This window comes from Mucilaginibacter sp. P2_A5 (assembly GCF_056404995.1).
Genome location: NZ_JBFUCY010000006.1, coordinates 50075 through 71700, shown reverse-complemented (window position 1 = coordinate 71700; position 21626 = coordinate 50075). Strand labels below are relative to the sequence as shown.

Annotated in this window: 21 protein-coding genes; 11 read left to right on the top strand and 10 right to left on the bottom strand. The window is 41.6% G+C overall.

Annotation, left to right across the window (positions count from 1 at the left end):
• Positions 1 to 63 precede the first annotated feature (63 nt).
• Positions 64 to 1863 carry a hypothetical protein gene (locus AC1DXF_RS06880; protein WP_477447467.1) on the bottom strand — a complete coding sequence of 600 codons (1800 nt, stop codon included), beginning with the start codon at positions 1861 to 1863 and terminating at the stop codon, positions 64 to 66.
• Positions 1864 to 2017: 154 nt separating this feature from the next.
• Between AC1DXF_RS06880 and AC1DXF_RS06875 the strand changes: the two genes are divergently transcribed.
• The 9 genes from AC1DXF_RS06875 (at position 2018) to AC1DXF_RS06835 (ending at position 11004) form a co-directional block, all read left to right on the top strand.
• A complete protein-coding gene (locus tag AC1DXF_RS06875; RefSeq protein WP_477447465.1) occupies positions 2018 to 3526 on the top strand; it encodes a MiaB/RimO family radical SAM methylthiotransferase in 1509 nt (502 codons plus the stop codon).
• 40 nt (positions 3527 to 3566) lie between these two features.
• Complete coding sequence (locus tag AC1DXF_RS06870; RefSeq protein WP_477447463.1) at positions 3567 to 3938, top strand: four helix bundle protein; 372 nt, start codon at positions 3567 to 3569, stop codon at positions 3936 to 3938.
• Positions 3939 to 3971: 33 nt separating this feature from the next.
• Positions 3972 to 5225 (top strand): sigma-54 interaction domain-containing protein, encoded by a 1254-nt coding sequence (locus tag AC1DXF_RS06865; RefSeq protein WP_477447461.1) that lies wholly within the window; start codon positions 3972 to 3974, stop codon positions 5223 to 5225.
• A 5-nt stretch (positions 5226 to 5230) separates the two neighbouring features.
• Complete coding sequence (locus AC1DXF_RS06860) at positions 5231 to 5746, top strand: LptE family protein (RefSeq protein WP_477447459.1); 516 nt, start codon at positions 5231 to 5233, stop codon at positions 5744 to 5746.
• A 21-nt stretch (positions 5747 to 5767) separates the two neighbouring features.
• On the top strand, positions 5768 to 7180 hold the full coding sequence (locus AC1DXF_RS06855) for a hypothetical protein (RefSeq protein WP_477447457.1): 1413 nt from the start codon (positions 5768 to 5770) through the stop codon (positions 7178 to 7180).
• A 14-nt stretch (positions 7181 to 7194) separates the two neighbouring features.
• Positions 7195 to 7539 carry a preprotein translocase subunit SecG gene (secG, locus tag AC1DXF_RS06850; RefSeq protein ID WP_477447455.1) on the top strand — a complete coding sequence of 115 codons (345 nt, stop codon included), beginning with the start codon at positions 7195 to 7197 and terminating at the stop codon, positions 7537 to 7539.
• A gap of 237 nt (positions 7540 to 7776) precedes the next feature.
• Positions 7777 to 8052, top strand: a complete 276-nt coding sequence (gene groES, locus AC1DXF_RS06845) for a co-chaperone GroES (RefSeq protein WP_090641441.1) — start codon at positions 7777 to 7779, stop codon at positions 8050 to 8052.
• A gap of 158 nt (positions 8053 to 8210) precedes the next feature.
• A complete protein-coding gene (gene groL / locus AC1DXF_RS06840) occupies positions 8211 to 9845 on the top strand; it encodes a chaperonin GroEL (RefSeq protein WP_090641444.1) in 1635 nt (544 codons plus the stop codon).
• Positions 9846 to 10422: 577 nt separating this feature from the next.
• A complete protein-coding gene (locus tag AC1DXF_RS06835) occupies positions 10423 to 11004 on the top strand; it encodes a mechanosensitive ion channel family protein (RefSeq protein WP_477447452.1) in 582 nt (193 codons plus the stop codon).
• A 101-nt stretch (positions 11005 to 11105) separates the two neighbouring features.
• Here AC1DXF_RS06835 and AC1DXF_RS06830 read toward each other — a convergent pair whose 3' ends face one another.
• From AC1DXF_RS06830 to AC1DXF_RS06800, 7 genes are all read right to left on the bottom strand, one after another.
• Entirely contained in the window at positions 11106 to 12083 is a 978-nt protein-coding gene (locus AC1DXF_RS06830; protein ID WP_477447450.1) for a hypothetical protein, read from the bottom strand.
• A gap of 163 nt (positions 12084 to 12246) precedes the next feature.
• Positions 12247 to 13593: a DUF58 domain-containing protein gene (locus AC1DXF_RS06825; protein ID WP_477447448.1), complete on the bottom strand. Its 1347-nt coding sequence runs from the start codon at positions 13591 to 13593 to the stop codon at positions 12247 to 12249.
• A 10-nt stretch (positions 13594 to 13603) separates the two neighbouring features.
• Positions 13604 to 14581, bottom strand: a complete 978-nt coding sequence (locus AC1DXF_RS06820; protein WP_477447446.1) for an AAA family ATPase — start codon at positions 14579 to 14581, stop codon at positions 13604 to 13606.
• Positions 14571 to 15755, bottom strand: coding sequence for a DUF4350 domain-containing protein (locus tag AC1DXF_RS06815; protein ID WP_477447444.1), 1185 nt, complete (start codon positions 15753 to 15755; stop codon positions 14571 to 14573). Before AC1DXF_RS06815 ends, AC1DXF_RS06820 begins: the two co-directional genes overlap by 11 nt.
• Positions 15752 to 16534: a DUF4129 domain-containing protein gene (locus tag AC1DXF_RS06810; RefSeq protein ID WP_477447442.1), complete on the bottom strand. Its 783-nt coding sequence runs from the start codon at positions 16532 to 16534 to the stop codon at positions 15752 to 15754. The genes AC1DXF_RS06815 and AC1DXF_RS06810 overlap by 4 nt, the downstream gene beginning before the upstream one ends.
• Complete coding sequence (locus tag AC1DXF_RS06805; protein WP_477447440.1) at positions 16521 to 17432, bottom strand: hypothetical protein; 912 nt, start codon at positions 17430 to 17432, stop codon at positions 16521 to 16523. The genes AC1DXF_RS06810 and AC1DXF_RS06805 overlap by 14 nt, the downstream gene beginning before the upstream one ends.
• Positions 17416 to 18378, bottom strand: coding sequence for a stage II sporulation protein M (locus tag AC1DXF_RS06800; RefSeq protein ID WP_477447438.1), 963 nt, complete (start codon positions 18376 to 18378; stop codon positions 17416 to 17418). The genes AC1DXF_RS06805 and AC1DXF_RS06800 overlap by 17 nt, the downstream gene beginning before the upstream one ends.
• Before the next feature lie 93 nt (positions 18379 to 18471).
• Here AC1DXF_RS06800 and AC1DXF_RS06795 point away from each other — a divergent pair, with 93 nt between their 5' ends.
• On the top strand, positions 18472 to 19212 hold the full coding sequence (locus AC1DXF_RS06795; RefSeq protein WP_477447436.1) for an RDD family protein: 741 nt from the start codon (positions 18472 to 18474) through the stop codon (positions 19210 to 19212).
• On the opposite strand, the gene AC1DXF_RS06790 is transcribed toward AC1DXF_RS06795, so the two are convergent.
• Positions 19194 to 19559 carry a DUF2752 domain-containing protein gene (locus tag AC1DXF_RS06790; RefSeq protein WP_477447434.1) on the bottom strand — a complete coding sequence of 122 codons (366 nt, stop codon included), beginning with the start codon at positions 19557 to 19559 and terminating at the stop codon, positions 19194 to 19196. The genes AC1DXF_RS06795 and AC1DXF_RS06790 overlap by 19 nt on opposite strands.
• A complete protein-coding gene (locus tag AC1DXF_RS06785) occupies positions 19559 to 20026 on the bottom strand; it encodes a DUF5684 domain-containing protein (RefSeq protein WP_477447432.1) in 468 nt (155 codons plus the stop codon). The genes AC1DXF_RS06790 and AC1DXF_RS06785 overlap by 1 nt, the downstream gene beginning before the upstream one ends.
• Before the next feature lie 128 nt (positions 20027 to 20154).
• On the opposite strand from AC1DXF_RS06785, the gene AC1DXF_RS06780 reads away from it, so the two are divergent.
• Positions 20155 to 21582, top strand: a complete 1428-nt coding sequence (locus AC1DXF_RS06780; RefSeq protein WP_477447430.1) for an L-serine ammonia-lyase — start codon at positions 20155 to 20157, stop codon at positions 21580 to 21582.
• The last annotated feature ends 44 nt before the right edge of the window (positions 21583 to 21626 follow it).

Here is a 21626-nt window from a genome sequence, read left to right as displayed (position 1 = left end):
AAAGCCGATTTGAAAATTTGAGGATTTGAAGATTTGAAAATGCATTGTTAACCCCATTAATTTTCAAATTAGCGCCTTTGCCGCTTTTTTATCGGCCCTTCGTTTTTTGCGTTCGGCTTTCCTTATCAATCTTTCCTGCTTATTTTTTTTATGTTCGGTTAACCGCCCCATCGCGGCTTGCTGTGATTTTTCATCCAGGCCGGCGCATTCTTTTATGCCCTGTAGCAAGGTTCGCCAAACGGTTTTAAAAAATGGCGAGTCCTTGGGGCGCAAATAATTAACATTGGCAAAACGGGGCGCTTTGCCGGCAACATCGGGGTTGTTGTGTTTAATAACAAACAGGTTGGCAAATATGGATATCAGCTGCTGCTTCTTTAAACGATTGTTGGCTGTGTCGGCTTCCAGGATGGATACCTTTAAATCGTTATATAACAACGCTATCCGGCCCTTAAATGCCTTGCGGTTGGCATGAATATCAAAATTAAATTGCCTGATGTTGCCCGATGTTATCTTCAGCATGGCCAATGGCACAGTAGCCTGGTTAAGTTTGTTGGCCACCATATTACCCAACGATCCTTTATAGCTAAAGGTATCGTCGGCATCAGTTAAATTAAACAGGAACTGTACATCCAATCGTCCCCGGTTCATGAAATAGCTGGTAAGCCGCACATCGGTAATGTTGTTTTTGGCAATAGCCGCTTTATTTGTTGTAACATTATGGAACTCGCCGCTGGTATTGTCAAATTCCACCGATCCTGTTTTTTTTGTCTCTACATTAAATTCGGAATAGGATACATTGATGCGTTTCACCCGGATGGTATCTATTGTCAGGTCGGCATCTGTGTTACGTACCAGTACATTGGGGAAGGTGGATACTTGATCCATAGCCACTTGCTTACTTTTGTTGGGGTTACCAAATACCTTTAGTGTGCCATTGGCAAGGTTAAGGCTTGATGCCCTTACGCGCCGGTATTTATGATAATTCAAAAAATCGAAGTTGTTGAGCTCTAATGAATCAACCCCCAGGGTAAAGCTGTCGCTTTGGCTTTTGTTAAAAAACAGGTCGTTTTTTGCGGCCTGCAATTGCAGACCCCTGATGTTGAGCCTGGAGTACATAGTTGATAGCCTAAGGTAATTTATTTTATAATCGTATAACCCGTTGTCGGTTTTGCCGCTATAGTTATTAAGCTCCATAACAATATCCTTGCAGTACAGCAGCCGCGATTTGTCAGTCTGGGTCGCCGAGTCGATCAGGAGGTCGGTAGCGCTCAGGTTCATTTCTTTAAGGGTAGATATTACCACCTTATGGCCCGAGTAATCCTCGTACTTAAATTTTACATCGTTAAAGTAAATATTCGCTACGCTTATGGAACGCAGGCTTTTGGAGATTTTTTGCCAGGTTGTGCGGTGGTCCTTTAAAACGGTATCCTGTGTATGGTTAAGCGCGTAGCTAACATTTAATTCAGGCTCATTCAAAATAATTTCGCTGATGTTTAGTTTATGCCTGAAATAATAGCTGAAGGGGTGTATATGCCTTAAAATGAGTTTCTTTACATGTAGGGTTACCAGGTTATTTGGCGCCACGTGCTGTTGCTTTTTGCGGTTGTACACCGCGGTATCCGGAATAAGGCTGATATTATATATCGTAACTTTTCCTTCTAATAAATGGAGCTCGGCTTTGGTAAAATTGGCATGGTACAGGCTATCGCTTCCTGTTAAAACAGCCTCCCGCACCTGCGTGGCCAAAATAGGCGCAAGGTAATGGTTAAGTATAAGCGCTATAATAAATACAATGAGTACCGGTACCAATACAAAGCTAAAAGCTATTTTTTGCCATTTGTGCCTTAAGAATTTAAGCTTCATTTATAGATATCCGTTTACTTTTATGGTGTTACTGGTACGCTTATACGTATAGAATCAGAAATATAACAATAAAATCTTGATTTTGTTAAATACTGACAATATGTCATCCGTGTATTTAAATTTTGTGTATTTTTGCAAACTAATTTTTAATTGAATGATGGATTTGGTTCTTCCGGATAAGGTACATGATGAGAGCAGGCAAGGCGAGGCTTTAGTTTTAGAGCAGCCGGTGACGGGTAAAAATAACGGCCGCAAACTTTATATTGAAAGTTATGGTTGCGCAATGAATTTTAGCGATAGCGAGATTGTTGCATCCATATTATCAGAACAAGGTTTTGAAACCACCGGCGATCATAATTTAGCCGATGTTATATTTATAAATACTTGTTCTATCCGCGAGAATGCCGAAACCCGTGTGCGTAACCGCCTAAAGGAGTTTGCTATTACCAAGGTAAAAAATCCAGGACTGGTAGTTGGTGTATTGGGCTGTATGGCCGAACGCCTGAAATCGAAATTTTTAGAAGAAGAAAAACTGGTTGATGTTGTTGTTGGCCCGGATGCATACCGCGACCTGCCTAATCTTATAGACCAGGTTGATAGCGGCCAAAAGGCCGTGAACGTATTGCTGTCCCGCGAGGAAACTTATGCGGACATAAGTCCGGTACGATTAAACAGTAATGGCATCAACGCGTTTGTATCTATTATGCGTGGCTGCGATAACATGTGTTCGTTTTGCGTAGTACCGTTTACCCGTGGCCGCGAACGCAGCCGCGATCCTCAATCAATAGTAGCCGAATGTACCGACCTGTTTGATAAAGGATATCGTGAGGTTACTTTGCTGGGGCAGAATGTGGATTCGTATAAGTGGAAAACGCCTCACCCTGCCCTCTCCAAAGGAGAGGGTTCTGATGAGCAGGATGGACAAGATGCTAAGCAAGTCCTCTCCTTTGGAGAGGATTTAGGTGAGGCTCCTGTTACCAATTTTGCCAACCTATTAGAGATGGTGGCCCTTATTAACCCCGATTTACGTGTGCGTTTTTCAACGTCGCACCCAAAGGATATTACCGATGAGGTTTTATATACTATTGCCAAATACGAAAATATTTGTAACTACATCCATCTTCCAGTGCAATCTGGTAACAGCCGTATCCTGGATATGATGAACCGGACTTATGACCGCGATTGGTATATCAACAGGATTGACGCCATTCGCAGGATTGTTGGCGATTGCGCGATTTCGACCGATGTAATAACAGGTTTTTGTACCGAGACTGACGAGGAACATGCCGATACCGTAAGCATGATGGACTACGTAAAATACGATTTTGCATACATGTTTAAGTATAGCGAGCGCCCCGGAACATTGGCCGCAAAACGCTATGCTGATGATATCCCCGAGGAAGTAAAGCAAAAACGATTAACCGAGATAGTAGCAAAACAGCAGGAATACTCTTACTACCGCGCACAGGCACGCGTTGGTAAAACAGAAAAAGTGCTGATAGAGGGCTTCTCCAAAAAATCAAAAAACGACTATTGCGGCCGCTCCGATCAAAACGCCATGGTGATATTCCCCGTAGCTGACAACTACAAGCCCGGCCAATACGTAAACGTTTTGATTGAAAGAACTACTACGGCTACGTTGATTGGCGTGGTTGTGAAATAGAACCAAGATATAAGAATCAAGAGATAAGACAGGAACTTGTATGAGGCATAATTTTAAGAATTTGAAAGTATGGCAAAAAGCAATGGACCTAACCGATTTGATATTTGATTATAGTAAAGATTTACCGGTAACTGAGCACTACAATTTGATTGATCAGATAAATAGATGCTCGTGCTCCATTCCTTCAAACATAGCCGAAGGATCTGGAAAAACAACGAGTAAACATTTTGCAGAGTTTTTGTCAATTTCGATGTCATCATCTTTTGAACTTGAAACACAGTTATTAATATGTGAGCGCCGGAAATATGGGTCGACGGATAAATTATTTAGTTGCATGGAATTAGTGGCAGAAGTTCAGCGGATGATTTTTTCATTCAGAGAGCACATACTGAAACCTGAAACAAAATCTTAATTCTTGACTCTAATCTCTTGACTCTTCTTCAATATGGAAATACAAGAAATAAAACAACGCTTCGGGATCATTGGCAATTCGCCATTGCTTAACCGGGCAATAAATATAGCCAACCAGGTGGCGCCTACAGATATCTCCGTGTTAATTACCGGCGAGAGTGGGAGTGGTAAGGAAGTGTTTTCGCACATTATACACCAGATGAGCCCGCGTAAGCATGGGCCTTTCATCGCGGTAAACTGTGGGGCTATACCGGAAGGCACTATCGATTCAGAACTGTTTGGCCACGAAAAAGGTTCCTACACCGGTGCAGTTGGCGAACGTAAAGGTTACTTTGAAACCGTAAACGGCGGCACCATATTTTTGGATGAAATTGCCGAGATGCCTTTAGGCACCCAGGCACGTTTGCTTAGGGTACTTGAATCTGGCCAGTACATTAAAGTAGGTTCATCAAAGGTAGAGAAAACCAATGTGCGTGTTATAGCCGCAACCAATGTTGATGTTTACGATGCCGTAAAAAGCGGGAAGTTCAGGGAAGACCTGTACTATCGTTTAAATACGGTGCCATTAAAAATACCGCCCCTGCGCGACAGGAAAGAGGATATTTACCTGCTGTTCAGGAAGTTTACATCTGATTTTACCGATAAATACCGTACACCTCCCATCCAGTTGGATGAAGAGGCGCAACAGGTGTTGATTAATTACAGCTGGCCGGGTAACGTGCGTCAGCTTAAAAACATGGCCGAGCAGCTGGCGGTTTTAGAACGTGACCGTATAATTACCGGCCCTACACTGCTAACTTATATCCCGCATGAAGCCAGCGGCCGTAATTTGCCTATGCGTGTAGGTAACCCGGGTAAAGAGGATTTTTCTGAACGGGATATATTGTACAAGGTATTGTTTGATATGAAACGCGATATGGTTGAACTGAAAAAGCTGGTGGCCGATATTATTGAACACGGCGGCGTATCAGCCAATTATGCAAATCACTCGCAAACCATAAACCAGTTGTACCGCGATATCGAAATTCCGGGCAGCCCCGAGGGACAATTTACTTTGCAGCAGCCCGTTAATACAAATAATAATGGCAGCAATATAGGCAGTAACGATGCGTATAATATAACCCACGAAGCAGAGGAGGTAGAAGAATCGCTATCGCTGATTGAGAAGGAATCGGACCTGATCCGGAAGGCTTTAAAGAAGCATAAAGGGAAACGCAAACTGGCCGCCAACGAGCTGGGTATATCCGAGCGTACACTGTACAGAAAAATAAAAGAGTTAAATTTATAAGGTTGATGAAAAGGTTATACGGTGCAATTGTTGTTTTAAGTTTAGGTTTGCTGTCTTCTTGTTATACGCTCAAAAACACGGCGATACCGCTTGAACTGAAAACCATCAATGTTCAGTTTTTTGAAAATAACGCGCCGCTGGTAGTTAACAACCTGAGCCAAACGTTTACCGAGGCCCTGAAAGAGCGTATCCGTACGCAAAGTCGCTTAAGTATTGTAAGGAACGAAGGGGATGTGATCATGTCTGGGGCCATCATTGGTTACCAGATAGCGCCGGTATCTATCCAGGCGACTAATAACAATACCGCGCCAATTGCCGATGCCAATAAATTAAGTATCACTGTGAGGGTAAAATGTGTTTATGAGAAAGATAAGAAGGATAAAAATCTTAACTTTGAGGAAAGTATGACGCGGTTTGCTAATTACAGGGGGGATATAAATTCGCAGGAGCAAAAACTCATCCAGGAAATTACAAAGCAATTAACCGAAGATATTTTTAACCGGGCCTTTTCTAATTGGTAGGCATTTCGTACTTTCAACCACGTGGATCAATATTTAAATAACAGGCAAAACGAGATATTATGGGAATTATTGGCCAACCCGGCCGATAATGGCCAGGTGCATAACTATGATTTGCAGCAGTTGGTTGATGAATTTCCACAAAGTGGCCTGTTAAGGGCTATGCTTGCGCATGCAGGTAACGGGAACGATTTAAAACAAGCCGCCGCTTATTTTAGCCCCAGGGTGCTGCACAAGCTTATTAACGATCCCGAGAGTTTGCCGGTGGTATCTGCCGGACAAATTGCCGGTTTTAAAAATGGGCAGGCACCTGCTACGCCTTCTCCCGGGGAAAATGAAAACTATTTTAATATAGGCGCCGTAGTCGAAATAGCCGAAGAGCCGGTGGATATTGACGGGGCTGTAAATCAATTTGAGGGATTGGCAGAAACGCCGGAGCCCCAACCTGCTACAGATTACGCAGCTGATGCGGTAATTGAAGAGGAAGAACCTGCCGGCGAAAATGTTTGGCCTGCTGAACAGCCGGCGACAGCTGAAGAAAAAACCGACGATGATATAGAAGATGAGATTTTTGACGAAATTGTAGGCATTGAAAATATTAGCTTTGATGGCAGTACATCGGATATAAAACCCGGGCAAGAGGTTGATGATGAAATTGCAACCGAACAGGCGCCAATTTCTGCCGAAAAGCCCGGCGCGGGTGAGCAAGTTGTTGCGGGACCCAGGAACAACCCGGCAGATATCAATTTTGAAACAGAAAAATGGATCATTGGCAGCATTGCTGCTACCGATTACTTTATGTTTGATAATTCGATAGCCGATCAAAAAGGTGCTGATAAGGCCATACCGGTTGCAGCAGAGGCACTTCCTGTGGTTGCCAAAGGGGGAGATATTGCCCACGAAGCCGAAACGATATCAAAATATCACGATGAAAAGATGCCTTATACCTTTATGTGGTGGCTTGATAAAACACGTAAAGAGTACGCCGGGACCTATCAGCCGTATTCGCGACAAGCACAGCGGCCGGTATCGCATGAAATAACCGCCGATGAAAAACGGGAGCATGCTGCCGACGAACTTCAACAGCAATATTTTGAAAATATATTTCACGATAAATCGCTCCAGGATCTTGAAAATGCGCCAATACCAGATACCCCGGAGGTGAAACGCAAAGAAGACATCATCATTGAAAAATTTATTAAGGAAGAGCCGCAGATAAGGCCACCATCCATAAACAAGATAGATAACGAGAATAAGGCTAAAAAAAGTTCGGAAGATAAAAATGAACTGGTGAGCGAAACCCTGGCGCAGATTTACGCCGACCAGATGCTATATCACAAAGCGATTGCCACTTATAAAAAATTGATGTTGAAATTTCCGGAAAAAAGCCGTTACTTTGCCCACCAAATTGAACTGTTAGAAAAGAAAACGAATTAATATAAAATAAAGAAATGATCATTTTAATTATCCTTACCGTTATTGTATGCGCTCTGTTAGGGCTAATCGTGTTGATCCAAAACCCTAAAGGCGGCGGTTTGTCATCTAATTTTTCAAGTTCATCGCAATTAATGGGCGTTCAAAAAACCGGCGACTTTTTGGAAAAAGGTACCTGGGTATTAGCCATCACTGTAATGGTATTGGCATTGGCCATTAACGTGGTAGCCAAAGGAAGCTCGGCAAGTACTGCAAACCCTTTGCAAAACCAGATTGATAAGGCTTCAAAACCTTCAACAACCGCGCCTGCAGCAACGCCATTGAATATACCTGCGGCACCAACCCCCAATAAAACAAAATAAGTTTAGGCTTAATAAATAAAAAAACGGCTTTGGAACAATCCAAAGCCGTTTTTTTGTTCCTGCTTAACTGACACGATGGCACGGGAAGGTTAAAATACTGTTAAGGGTAAAAAATAAAAAAACGTTTTTGCTGCCATTACAACAGTTAAGTATGTCAATATTTGCCATTGCCCGGCCTTGGCATAATTGATGAGGATTTGGTGGTTGAAAAACTTAAATAAATAAACAGTTATAACTATGTCATTAAACATTAAACCAATCGGCGACAGAGTGGTTGTAGAGGCCGCAGCGGCCGAAGAGAAAACCGCCTCGGGAATCATTATCCCTGATACCGCTAAAGAGAAACCTCAGCGTGGAACTATCGTTGCAGTAGGTAACGGTAAAGTAGATGAGCCTTTAACAGTAAAAGTTGGTGACCAGGTTTTATATGGTAAATATGCCGGTACCGAAATTACTTACGAAGGAAAAGAGTATCTAATCATGCGCGAATCTGACGTTTACGCGGTATTGTAAATTAATTAGTGAGCTATTGAATTAGTGAGTTAGTGAATGCCTGACTTGCTGATCAACAAAAAATCACTGGAATAATCAAAAACAAAACGGAAAAACAATTATTGAGCGTGAAAATTAATTCACTAATTCACTAACTCAATAATTCAATAACTAAAAAAATGGCAAAACAAGTTAAATACAATGTTGAAGCACGCGACGCCTTAAAACGCGGTGTTGATATTTTGGCCAATGCGGTTAAAGTAACATTAGGCCCTAAAGGCAGAAACGTAATTATTGATAAAAAATTCGGCTCACCGTCAATCACTAAAGATGGTGTTACTGTTGCTAAAGAAATCGAACTGAAAGATGCTTTAGAAAACATGGGTGCCCAAATGGTTAAAGAAGTTGCATCAAAAACTGCTGATATTGCAGGTGATGGTACTACTACTGCTACCGTTTTAGCCCAGGCTATTGTAACCGCAGGTATTAAAAACGTAGCTGCCGGTGCAAATCCAATGGATTTAAAACGTGGTATTGATAAAGCTGTTGCAGCTGTTGTTGAGGATTTAAAAGCTCAATCGCAAACTGTAGGCGAAGACAATAACAAAATAAAACAAGTTGCTGCAATTTCGGCAAATAACGACGAGATCATCGGTTCGTTAATTGCCGAGGCTATGGCTAAAGTTGGTAAAGATGGTGTTATCACTGTTGAAGAAGCAAAAGGAACTGAAACTGAAGTTAAAACTGTAGAAGGTATGCAGTTTGACCGTGGTTATCTTTCTCCTTACTTTGTTACCAATGCTGATAAAATGGAAGTTGAGTTAGAAAACCCTTACATCCTGATCTACGATAAAAAGATCTCTTCGATGAAAGAATTACTTCCTATCCTTGAAAAACAAGTACAAACAGGTAAACCATTGTTAATTATTGCCGAAGACCTTGATGGCGAAGCTTTGGCTACTTTGGTAGTTAACAAAATCCGTGGTTCACTGAAAGTGGCTGCCGTTAAAGCTCCTGGCTTTGGCGATCGTCGTAAAGCCATGTTAGAGGATATCGCTATCCTTACTGGTGGTACTTTGATCTCTGAAGAAAGAGGTTACAAATTAGAAAATGCTGACTTGACTTACTTAGGTACTGCCGAGAAAATCATTATCGACAAAGACAACACAACTATCATCAATGGTGCTGGTTCTGCCGATGAGATCAAAGGTCGTGTTGGCCAGATCAAATCTCAAATCGAATCAACGACATCTGATTACGACCGCGAAAAATTACAGGAGCGTTTAGCCAAATTATCTGGCGGTGTTGCTGTACTTTACGTAGGTGCTGCTACAGAAGTTGAAATGAAAGAGAAAAAAGACCGTGTTGATGATGCTTTACACGCAACACGTGCCGCTGTTGAAGAAGGTATTGTTGCAGGTGGTGGCGTTGCCTTCATCCGTGCAGTAGCTGCTTTAGCTGATCTTAAAGGTGATAACGAAGACGAGAACACTGGTATCCAGATCATCCGTCGTGCTATCGAAGAGCCTTTACGTCAAATTTGCCAGAACGCTGGTATCGAAGGTTCAATCGTGGTACAAAAAGTTAAAGAAGGTACAGGCGATTTCGGTTACAACGCACGTACTGATAAATACGAAAACCTGATTGCAGCAGGAGTTATCGATCCAACTAAAGTTGGCCGTGTAGCTTTAGAGAACGCAGCTTCTATCGCAGCTATGTTGTTAACAACAGAAGTTGTATTGGCTGATGATCCTGAAGATGCTCCAGCCGGTGGCCCACCAATGGGTGGCGGCGGCATGGGCGGCATGATGTAATAGCCCCCCGGCCCGTTAGCTAACGGGCGTATTAAAACATATACTATTTGAAACCCTGTATGCTTTTGTATACAGGGTTTCGTTTTTTAAAAGAGCGGTTATAGTCATTTGAACGTAAACGGATGGTCATTAATTAATCATTTGATTAGTTTTTAAAATTATCTTAACAGCGAAGCAGTATTTTTGCGTAACAATCCTGAAAGATAGTTTCTTAGGCATAGGATTTGAATAGCATAGGATGATATGAAAAATATAACACAAAAATCAAAACAAATACACAGTGCCATAGTAGATTGGTTGCTGTTTAAAGGACCCGAATTATTTATAACTATTTACGGTAAGTAATTAATTTTTACTTTTGCCTCCAGTTATGGAGTTAAAAGATTTTTATTTTGATACGCACAAATGGATAGTAGATAATTGGATTCGCTATACATTCGGATTAATAGTTCTGCTCGTCGGCCTCTGGTTCATCAAATTTTTAAGGTCGCGGATACGCAAACGGCTTCTTCAAAGGGAAGTCCACTCATCATTACAGCCCTTTCTTCTTAGTGTTACAATTACCAGCCTGTATATATTGCTGATAATTTCGGTAATTAATATTTTTGGTTTCCAGCTTACTATTTTCACTACTATAATTGGCGCGTTTAGCGTTGCCGCCGGTTTGGCCCTTTCGGGTACGTTTCAAAATTTTGCGGGTGGGGTACTCATTTTATTATTAAAGCCATTTGAGGTTGATGACAGCATAGTAGCCCAGGGTCAGGATGGCAAAGTTGTATCCATCCAGATTTTTTATACGGTTTTAATTACTGCCGATAACAAGCAGGTAATTATTCCCAACGGAAAGCTTTTTAACGAAGTAATTGTAAACGTAACCCGCGAGGGTAAACGCCGGCTGGATTTTGAGATTAAGATAGCCTACGCCAATGATCTGGATAAAGTGAAAACTATCATTAACCAGGCCATCAGTTCAACCCAAGACCTGCTTACAGAACCGGCCGCAAGGGTGGGAATCATCAGTATGGAAATAGATTCGGTACGCATCACCATAAATGTGTGGGTAGAGCCGGCCAACTTTTTAACAGCGAAAATAGCCCTGCAGGAAAAGATATTTAAGGATTTCAGCGCTAATGGTGTTGCGTTCCCGAAGGCCGGATAGGAATAAGAATCAAGATGTAAGAATCAAGATTTAAGACTTTTTTGTTTGGAGTGATTTGAATATGTGCGCTGTTGATACGAGAGTCCTAGAACGGCAGACGATTAATTTGCTGCTATTTCACCTTGGAACCACAAAGTGCCTCTCACCAGCATTCCTTTGTGTGTACTTTCGGTTTTTATGTTATTGGTGGTGATATAGGTGTCAACTATAAAGTCATTGTCGACACTCTTGCTTTGGTTAAGTTTTAAAGTCATTATGCAACCTGTTGACAAACGATCTATCGGGGCTTCTTTTATTTCTAAAATTTCCGCTTCAAACAAAAAATAGCTTTTATTGCTATAACGCTTATTTGCCCAAAATTCCCGGGGTTTCCTGCTTACTTCATCTGTGTTTTTATCTGCTTTAAGTAGTTCCAGGACCAGGGCAGATAATCGCACTTCAATGTTGGCCTGGGTTTGGTAAATGTGCTTGTTAACCGCGTAATCAGTAGCAAAGAAGCTTACCGGAATGCTTCCGTTAAGATTACCTTCTACTTCGGCTTCCACAATAGGTTCGCCATTAACCCACTCCACAATTTGCTTAGTGTAAAAACCTGTTTTTATTTCGGTATATATGTATGGGTAAACAGCTTCTATTTGTTGATTAATAGTTACCGCCCGTAAATACGGGTTAACTGCATTCCTACCCACCCTTGCACAAGTGGCCTGTCTTATTTCAGTTTCTCCGTTTGATAGCGCATTTGGGGTATTAGATACAGCCCGGTCTACAACCGCTTGTAAAATACTCCGGCCGATCAACTCATAGTATCTGCGATGATCTGTTAAAGCGCAAAAATGCATGGCATGATCTTCTCCCTTGTGGGTGATTATTTTAATTGACGACTTTGGTGTGGGAGGGGTTTGCGCAAATTGTTGATCTGTTTCAAGAACGGTTAATGCCGACTTGCCGCTGGTTTCATTAAGCCATGTTTTATAATTGCGTTGTGCCCTGTTTAATACCGCATCGAAATGATCTTCATGCAAGCCCCTGCTAATTAAAATAATTTTAACATCGTCTACTTTTTTTCCATCATTGATCATTGCTTTGGTTGCGATATCAATGTATTGTGTAATACTTGTCGATCTTCTGGTAAATAAGGCATTGTCCAATTGTTCAACGGGAGCGTCCTGATTATGTTGTGCATACTTTGTAGCAACCCTTACTCCGAAAAAAAGTAATCTAATCAATTGAACTATCATGGTCTTATATCTTTTGTTTAGCCTTCAACTCCAGATACTTGTTAATAGTATTAACCGTCAAATTTTGTGGCGCGCTCAGTATAGATTGTATGCCATATTTGGCCAGCTCTTTTACAATAAGTCTTTTATCGTAGGCAAATTTTTCGGCGATGGTTTTTATGTAGATGCCTTCCAGGTCGGTTGCTTGTTTCTCGCTCAGGGTTTTAAGTTCGGTGTTTTCGAAAAAAACAACCAGCAGCAGGTGAAATTTGGCTATTCTTTTCAGGTAGGGCAATTGCCGGTTAAGGGCGTTCATGCTTTCGTAATTGGTAAAAAATACCACCAGGCTGCGCTGCTTTATTACTGTACGTACGGTGCTGTATAACAGCTCCATATTGGTTTCCAGGTAGCGGGTACGCTCCTTATACAAAACCTCCAGTATCTTATTCAATTGCGAAGATTTTCTATCGGCAGGAATAACAGCGCCAATTTTTTCAGATGCGGTAATCAAACCGGCCTTATCCTCTTTTATCAGCGCTACGCTTGATAGTACCAGGCTGGCATTTATAGCATAATCCAACAAGCTTAAACCTTCAAAAGGCATTTTCATGGCCCTTGATTTATCTATCACACAATAAACATGTTGCGATTTCTCGTCGGTATAGGAGTTAACCATCAGGTTGCCCTGCCTTGCAGTGGCTTTCCAGTTAATGGTGCGGTAATCGTCGCCTGCAACATAGTTTTTTACCTGTTCAAACTCCAGGCTGTGACCAATACGGCGTATTTTTTTGATGCCGATATCCGTGAGCCGGTTTGAGATAGCCATTAACTCATATTTACGCATCTGGAGGAAGGATGGGTATACCGGCAATGTCTCGGCCTGCTGAAAAGTGTAGCGTCGCCTGATAAGGCCTAATGCGCTTTTAACAAACACACGTACATCCCCAAACTCATACTCGCCGCGTTTGGTAGGCCGTAAGGTATAGCTGATCAATTTACGCTCATGCGGTTTTAGCGTTGTTTTAAACCAGATGTCGCGTTTTTGAAACTGAAAGGGGATCTCGTCAATAATGCCGATGCTGACATTAAAAGAATACCAGTTTTCAACATACACACCCAGTTCGTTTTCGTCGCTGTTGCTTAATCTTTCGGGGGCATGGCGTTTAGCAAATACACCTTTAGCCGTTTTATAAAGCATCAGCACATCAATCAAAAACAGCAATACCAACGCCCAGAAAACCAATGCCGGTATAACGCCAAGCCAGGGAAAAAAGAATGATAGCACAAACACTACCACGCTCACTCCTAAACCGGTAAACAGGCGGTTGGTTAAAAAAAGATCTTTATAAAACAGGCCGTAAATTTTTTTCACAAAAAATGGGTTATCGTGGTACCTCTATTTTTTGAATAATTTGCCCAATTACATCATCGGGACTAAGGCCTTCCATTTCCTTATCGGGCGTAAGCATTACACGGTGCCTTAATACCGGCGCTGCAGCATAAATAATATCATCGGGCGTAACAAAATCGCGCCCTTTAATAGCTGCCAATGCCTTAGCCGCATTGATCATAGCCAGCGTAGCCCTTGGCGAACCACCCAGGTATAATGATTTATGGTTGCGGGTTTCATGAACAATTTTAGCCGTAAACTCCAGCAGCTTACGCTCAACATGTAAGGCCCTTACCTGTTGTCTTAACGAAATAATCTCGCCAGCTGATAATACAGAGGCAATGTTGTTTAATTGATCTGTAGTTTTTTGCTGATGTTGTTGGGTAATAATAGCTATTTCCTCTTCCAGCGATGGATATTTAATTTCTATCTTAAATAAAAACCTATCCAATTGTGCTTCGGGCAGGCGGTAGGTGCCTTCCTGTTCAACCGGGTTTTGAGTAGCCAATACAGTAAAGGGCTCCTGCATTTTATAGGTGTGCCCGTCAATGGTAACCTGCTTTTCTTCCATCACCTCAAACAAGGCCGATTGTGTTTTTGCGGGTGCTCGGTTAATTTCGTCTATAAGGATGATATTGCCAAATATAGGCCCTTGCTTAAATTCAAACTCGGTTGATTTAGGGTTAAATACAGAAGTACCTAATATATCTGATGGCATCAAATCCGGAGTAAACTGAATGCGGGAGTATCTGGCATCAATAGCTTTTGAAATAAGTTTGGCGGTAAGTGTTTTGGCCACACCAGGTACCCCTTCAATAAGGATGTGCCCATCGGCCAGTATGCCGGCTATCAACAGATCGATAGAATCGTGCTGCCCTACAATAATTTTACCCAGTGTAGCTTTTATCTGGTCAACCGCCAGGCTTAACCTGCTCATATCAGTTCGTTGTTCAAAAAAATCATTTTCCATTGTGTCCGGTTTGGCTGTAAAATTTCTCTATAAGTTTATTTAATCTGATTAATTCATGATCGGTAACGTGGTGTTGTGCACCTACAAAAATTACCGAATGCACCAGGTCGGTAATAAAGGCGTTGGCTACACCGGTTTTTTTCGATAGCGTGTCTATAAAGTCACTATCAAGCTTGTTGGTTTTAAGGCGGTAATAATCTCTGAAATGCTCTAACAGATAAATTACTTTTTTATGGGCTATGTCGGCATTGTCGCGTTTTTCATAATAAACCTGCCCTACAACGGTTACAAACTCCAGGGTCGAATTTTGTAAGGGCTCTACTATTGGTATAACCCGCTGGCGGCGTTTCATTTCGTAAAAAATGAAAACTAAAATACCGCAAAGGCTTAAGTAGTATGCCCATTGCAAAGCTGGGTTAGCAAAAAATACCCTTAATGGCGAAAGATCTTCGGGTATATCGCCATTTTGAAATTGGTCCCAATACAAATGGCCGGTAGCCGGCATGTAAGAGAAAGCTTTTTCAACAAAGTTGGTACCTTGCCGGGTTAACAGGCTGTAGTTGGTGAACAAGTCGGGCGTAGCGCATAAATACAGATGTCCTTTGCCAAAGCTGTAACTCATAAAAGTACAGTGATTGGCATAATTTTGCGCCAAAATGGTCGCTTTAGCTGTATCCAGGCTGCTAAAATATTGGTTTGCAATATCACGGTTAAACAGGTAGTTACTTTGAGCCCGTAATTTGCTGTTAACAAAATTAAACGATACATTATGTTTAGCATACTCGGCCTGGGTCTCAATTTTTAGCGAATCGGCAAGGTAGCCACTCCAGTTAAATGCCGACATAAACACGGAGTTGCCCGCTTTGACGTATTTCATCATTTCGTCAAAATCAAATTTATTGAGCTTTATGCTTTTGGCTATAATGATGTAATTGCCCTGTTGCAGACTATCATTATGGAAAACATTGTAAATAGATTTGTTGGTATTGGCAATTTCGGCGTCGGGAAAAAGTTTATCAAGCTGGTTATGCAAAATATAAGTACCAAACGGAATTTTATCATTTTTTGCAAGCGTTGACTGCCAGTTGATAGCATTGGGTTTATTGTACTGCGCAACAAGGTATACTATGAGCAGGATGCTGGCAATTGAAATATAGATTTTAAAATCCTTCATGATATCTCCTTTTTAAAATCTGTAAATAACGTGCTGATGTTTTTAAAAACGGAGGCATCAATACCAAATTCGCCATACCAAATATATTCAAACTGTAGTGTGAGGGTTTTAAATACCTGGCGCTGATCGGGGTTGGTTAGTTCATTGATGTAGGCATTGTTTGTTTTATCTATCTGCCATTTAATTAGGTCGGCATCGCTAAGCTGTTTCAGGCATTTTAAATATAGCAGCCGTACAGCCAGGCGGTAATTATGCTGCGCGATAGCCCGCTCCAACTCGTCGTCGAAATTGATATCGTGGATATTTTCCAATGATTCCTGGTAGGGTAAATTTGCACCCATCGATTTGCGCCTGAAAACGTGCAGTAAATCGATACCAGCCAGTTTTAGAACCAGGAACACCAAAGCCGCCAGCCCTGCGCCTATGAAAAGATACTGCAACACATATAACAGAACCTGGAAAAATGGATTCACTTTATTATCCGAAATTTTTGCCGGTTTAAACAGGTTTTTAAGCCAGGTCCAAAACCAATGCCAAAAACGTGTCCACCATGATGGGTCTTTTTGTATTTCTTCGTCGTATTTAAACTCGGGGAGTTTGCTATAGGCTTTAATAGCTGTGCTATCCAGTTGGCGCACATTTATTTGCTGGGTGTCCAGCTTCAGGATCAAAGGTTTCGCGTTCTTTTTAACAGAAACAACACCTTTAACAGAATGAACGGGAACAGCAAATGAAAAAAATATAAAGCAGAGCAGGCGCAGCATATTAATATTCTTCAAGCGGTAAATCATTGTCGGGCGTTGTAGTGCCCACCTTGTTTATCCTGTTTAATAGGCTGGTGCCATCTTTACTTTCGGTTAGGTTGAAATAGCAAAAACCTATGGCGATGCAGGGAATAATAACGAGTATATGAGCTATTTGCCTGAGCAACGCGGTGGCAAAAGCAAATGGCACCGAAGTTATGGCAGTTGTGGCGCCGCCTTTTTGCGCGTGGGTTAAAGTACTTATAATGGTGAAAATGCTGGCGGGTAAGCTAAACAACATAATACCAACGTAAACTATGATCCATATAACCACCTGGGTGCCAAAATTTGTCCACCAGTTATCTTTTACAAGTACAAAACTGCGGTTAAAAGCATAGCCAAAAGACGTATTTTCCATTACCATAATAGGCAACACCAAAGCAAATATTGGCGCCAGGTAAAATCCTGGCAGAAAGCAAAATACAAAGCCAATGCACATTAATATATTGAGCAGGATGGAACTTCCAAATCCTCTTAAAAAATAATATTTGATATAACCCCAAACTTCTTCGCTGGTAGGCACCTGGTTCCCTTTTTCTTTATAAAGAGCCATGTAGCTTAGTACTGTAAGTTGTAAAATTATTACAGTTAACATGGAGCAAATGAGGACTGCAAAATACTCTATACCAAACATTCTCCATATTGATGGCCTGTATTGCAAGCCACCGGCGACCGCTTGCCCATCGGCAATGGCAAAATTTACTACTTTTAACTGGTATATGGTGCTGCTGATAACACCGGCAACTATGAAAATACCCGCAAAAGTGAAAAAGTATTTGAGCAGCGGTTTAAAGTTTTGCCGCATAAAAAGAAACGTGTCGCTTATTATTTCGCCAAAATCGCGGGTTTTTGCTAATTCAATTTTTGGTTGCATTGTGGTTTAGGGTTTTATAAATTTTATTGGGGTATATAATTACATACCAGATGATAAACAATAATGACGATGTTAAAATGGTAACGCTAAGCCAAACCGGCATTTCGGTATGGCGGGTTACAAAGCCTTCAAAAAAGGCAGCAACAATTAAAACAGGTACTATGCCAACGGCTACTTTCATGCCATCTTTGGCTCCTCTTTTTAAGGATACCATGCGGGTATACGTTTTGGGGAATAAAAGGCTGTTCCCTAAAATAATGCCTGCCGCACCTGCTATCATGATGGCCGAAATTTCAAGGGTGCCATGAATCCAAACCACAAGGATTGATTTTATACCCAATCCCTTACTAAAAAAATAGTATTGGAACGAGCCCAGCATCAGTCCGTTCCGGAAAAGAAAATAAACAGATCCTACAGAAAATATGACGCCGCTTACAAACGTAACCAGCGATACATAGATGTTGTTGGTTGCTATGGCCAAAAACATCAGGGTTTCGCCGCCTTGTTTGTATACGCCAAACGGATCGCCTTTGGCAATGTTGGCGTTGGTCATGTCTACATATCCGTCGCCTAAAATAAGGCGCACAAAGTTTTCATCATATTTTGCCGATAAGGCGCCTATCGAACAAAAAATGATAAAAAATATAAATGAGTATAGTAGCGGCCTTTGGTAGGTTTTAAACAGGATGGGCAATTCGTATTTCCAGAAAGTTAAAAAACGGTTGCTTTTTTCGCTTTTATTTTTGTAGATAGATTGATGTAAACCAGCAGCCAGCCCGTTAAGGTAGGCAGTAGTTTTTGATTTCGGGTAAAATGTTTTGGCATAAGCAAGGTCGTCGGTTATTTGGATAAACCTTTCGGCAAGCTCATCAGGATCGTCCGTTGGCGATTGTTCAAAGCTGCTCCATTTGGCAGCGTTTTGTTTTACAAAAAGGGGTTCGCGCATCAGTTATCCAACATTGAAATATTTTGTTAAAATAATTACAAATGTGATATATAACAACTAAAAAAAACATAATTAGCGTTTATATTTGATGATATGCAAACTATAAGAATAACCACATCACAAAACATTGATATTGATTACGAAGTTGCCGGCCTTCGCGAACGTATTGTTGCTTACCTGATTGACATGGCCATGTTTATAGTGATATTTATTGCTGCCATGATTGTGATGTCGATGTTAAACATACTAAATTCCGAAGGGGCGCTGATCGGCGTTTTGGTGATTATATATGCATCGCTATACGTATTTTATGATTTAGCTTGCGAAATAGCTATGAACGGGCAAAGTGTTGGCAAGCGTATCATGAAAATAAAAGTGATAAGCCTTGATGGCGCCCGGCCCCGATTTAGCCAATATTTATTACGCTGGCTGTTCAGGATTGTTGATTTTGCCCTGTCATCAAATTTGTGCGGATTGATCTGTATTGCGGTGTCTGATAAATCGCAGCGATTGGGTGATATGGTAGCCGGTACTACGCTTATCCGTACCGCGCCGCGTACAAAAATTAATAATATAGCTTTTAGCCCTTCTGCTGATGATTATCAGCCGGTTTTTGCAGCAGCAGCCGGCCTTAACGACAAAGATATTGAACTGATAAACGAAGTAATAAACAGTTACATTAAAAACCGCAACAGCGTGCTGGTATATAATATGGCGCAGCGTATTAAAGATCTTTTAGGGATAACTCCGCCACCTGAAATGAACGATATGTTGTTTTTGCAAACCATTATAAAAGATTACAGCCACATCGTAGCTCAGGCAGATGTGCTATAATGCCGGTAAAGGCTGTACATTTTAATACAGTAGCTAATAAGCACTATGCTGCCAACAATCATAAATAAGGTTTTTTTTACTGCGAACTTTTTGGTGTCGAGCTTAAAATAACTATCGGCGATGCCATACGCAAAAAATAAAAGGAGGGGGATGGAAGGAGGATATAGTGCTAAGCTTTTAGATAAATCACCTTGCACAAGGGCTATAACAGAACGCTGGAAACCGCAACCGGGGCAATCAATACCTGTTAAATATTTAAACGGGCAGGGTATTAAATGATTTTGCAGCCAGTTGATAAAAACAAACCGGCTGCAAAATATTTGTAATGTGGTATAATTTGGCAGCATTAAGCCTGCGGTGGTGTATTAGGGTTAAACGGATCCTGATAATCTTTTGAAGGATCATATGGTTGGAAGCCTGCAAAACCTGCTCCCGCGGGGCCTATATACTGATACTTTCCGAAACCCAAAATCGGGAAAAATATGTAAGGTAAAATCACTAAGCCAATAGTAAAACCTTCACTTTGGCCAAAGCTTTTACTCAATAAGTTAATAGCCCAAATGCCAAAAATGGGTAAAGTACAGGGTATGATAAATAGTATTAGCCACCACATCGGCTTGCCAATAATTTCCAAAAATACAATTGCACTATAAATAGGAATCAATGAGGCCCACCCTGGTTTGCCGGCCTTTTCAAATACTTTCCACATACCAACAATTATAATTACTGATGAGATAATAGCTGGGATCATTATAATTCCAAATAAGGCGGCAAATACCGCGGGTGAGCCGGAAGAAGCGTCGTAAGTTTCCATTTTTTAAGGTTTGAGTGTTTTTATAAGTTTTAGTTGCTGCAAAATATAAATTTTTTAAATAAAAATTAAGCACTCCATCATATTTATTACAAAGCTTGGTTAGCTTATTATTTTTAAATTTGACGCCAATGGTAAGGGAGCAAATTTCGGTATTTGATATGTTTAAGATAGGGATAGGGCCATCAAGCTCGCATACCCTTGGACCATGGAGGGCTGCGCAGCAATTTGTGCAATCGCTACAGCAGCAGGATGTATTGCCGCTTGTATCCCAGGTACAAATACTGCTTTATGGCTCTTTGGCCAAAACGGGCCGGGGCCATGGTACCGATATTGCTATTTTGCTCGGCCTGAGCGGAGATGATCCCGTAACTTTTGAGGTTGACCAAATCACGCCTAAAATTAATTATATCACCACGTCGCATAAATTGATCTTGGGTGGAATTAAAGAAATTGAATTTTCTGTAACTGGCGATCTGTTGTTTTTGTTTAACGAAAGCCTGCCTTTTCATCCAAACGCCGTAACCTTCCAGTCGTTTTTGAGCAATGGCAAGGGTTTATCTGAAACATACTACTCCATAGGCGGAGGATTTGTGGTTAAAGATGGCGCGTCCGCCCAATCAAAACATGAGGTCGACCTGCCGTTCCCGATTGACACAGCTGCCGATTTATTGCACTGGTGCATAAAAACAGGCCTTCGAATTTCTGAAGTGGTAATGGAAAACGAATTGGCCTGGCGTAGCGAACATGAAACACGTGTCGGTGTACTCAATATTTTTAATGCGCTAAAAGAATGTATGTACCGCGGCTGCCATACCACGGGCCAGTTACCTGGCGGTTTAAATGTGGCTAGGCGCGCCTTTAAACTGAATGCAAAACTAATAAACAACCGGCCTTACAGTAATTACGAGGAATGGGTCACTGCCATAAGGCAAACAGGCGACAGCTTTAAAAATATACTGGATTGGGTGAGTTGTTTCGCGTTGGCTGTAAACGAGGAGAATGCCTCTTTTGGTAGGGTAGTTACCGCGCCAACCAATGGCGCAGCCGGTGTTATACCCGCCGTGTTGCAATATTATATTGTTTTTTGCGATGGTAACACAGATGAAAAGGTCATCCAATTTTTGCTGACCGCATCCGAGATTGGCAGCATCTTTAAAAAAGGAGCCACTATTTCCGCAGCCATGGGCGGTTGCCAGGCCGAAATCGGCGTGTCATCTGCCATGGCTGCTGCCGCTTTAACTGAATGCATGGGGGGGACGCAGCGACAGGTACTCATGGCTGCCGAAATAGCCATGGAACATCACCTTGGTCTAACCTGCGACCCAATTGGCGGCCTGGTACAAATCCCTTGTATCGAGCGTAACACGATGGGGGCCATAAAAGCCATTACCGCATCGCAACTCGCACTGCAAAGTAATCCCGAGAAAGCCAAAGTAAGCCTGGATGCTGTAGTAAAAACCATGTGGCAAACCGCGCTGGATATGAATTCCAAGTATAAAGAAACATCCGATGGCGGGCTGGCTATCAATATCCCTATCAGCTTGCCGGAGTGTTAGCTAATAATGTGCAGATTTCAGATATGCAGATGATGAATTAAAAA

Excerpts from the sequence above, each read along its gene's own strand:
- AC1DXF_RS06860 (WP_477447459.1), top strand. The coding sequence starts at position 5,231 with ATGAAAAGGTTATACGGTGCAATTGTTGTTTTAAGTTTAGGTTTGCTG.
- AC1DXF_RS06785 (WP_477447432.1), bottom strand. The coding sequence starts at position 20,026 with ATGGAAACTTACGACGCTTCTTCCGGCTCACCCGCGGTATTTGCCGCC.
- AC1DXF_RS06870 (WP_477447463.1), top strand. The coding sequence starts at position 3,567 with ATGAGGCATAATTTTAAGAATTTGAAAGTATGGCAAAAAGCAATGGAC.
- AC1DXF_RS06830 (WP_477447450.1), bottom strand. The coding sequence starts at position 12,083 with ATGATCAATGATGGAAAAAAAGTAGACGATGTTAAAATTATTTTAATT.
- AC1DXF_RS06880 (WP_477447467.1), bottom strand. The coding sequence starts at position 1,863 with ATGAAGCTTAAATTCTTAAGGCACAAATGGCAAAAAATAGCTTTTAGC.
- AC1DXF_RS06875 (WP_477447465.1), top strand. The coding sequence starts at position 2,018 with ATGATGGATTTGGTTCTTCCGGATAAGGTACATGATGAGAGCAGGCAA.
- groES (WP_090641441.1), top strand. The coding sequence starts at position 7,777 with ATGTCATTAAACATTAAACCAATCGGCGACAGAGTGGTTGTAGAGGCC.
- AC1DXF_RS06865 (WP_477447461.1), top strand. The coding sequence starts at position 3,972 with ATGGAAATACAAGAAATAAAACAACGCTTCGGGATCATTGGCAATTCG.
- AC1DXF_RS06795 (WP_477447436.1), top strand. The coding sequence starts at position 18,472 with ATGCAAACTATAAGAATAACCACATCACAAAACATTGATATTGATTAC.
- AC1DXF_RS06815 (WP_477447444.1), bottom strand. The coding sequence starts at position 15,755 with ATGAAGGATTTTAAAATCTATATTTCAATTGCCAGCATCCTGCTCATA.
- AC1DXF_RS06805 (WP_477447440.1), bottom strand. The coding sequence starts at position 17,432 with ATGCAACCAAAAATTGAATTAGCAAAAACCCGCGATTTTGGCGAAATA.
- groL (WP_090641444.1), top strand. The coding sequence starts at position 8,211 with ATGGCAAAACAAGTTAAATACAATGTTGAAGCACGCGACGCCTTAAAA.
- AC1DXF_RS06820 (WP_477447446.1), bottom strand. The coding sequence starts at position 14,581 with ATGGAAAATGATTTTTTTGAACAACGAACTGATATGAGCAGGTTAAGC.
- AC1DXF_RS06800 (WP_477447438.1), bottom strand. The coding sequence starts at position 18,378 with ATGCGCGAACCCCTTTTTGTAAAACAAAACGCTGCCAAATGGAGCAGC.
- AC1DXF_RS06790 (WP_477447434.1), bottom strand. The coding sequence starts at position 19,559 with ATGCTGCCAAATTATACCACATTACAAATATTTTGCAGCCGGTTTGTT.
- AC1DXF_RS06780 (WP_477447430.1), top strand. The coding sequence starts at position 20,155 with ATGGTAAGGGAGCAAATTTCGGTATTTGATATGTTTAAGATAGGGATA.
- secG (WP_477447455.1), top strand. The coding sequence starts at position 7,195 with ATGATCATTTTAATTATCCTTACCGTTATTGTATGCGCTCTGTTAGGG.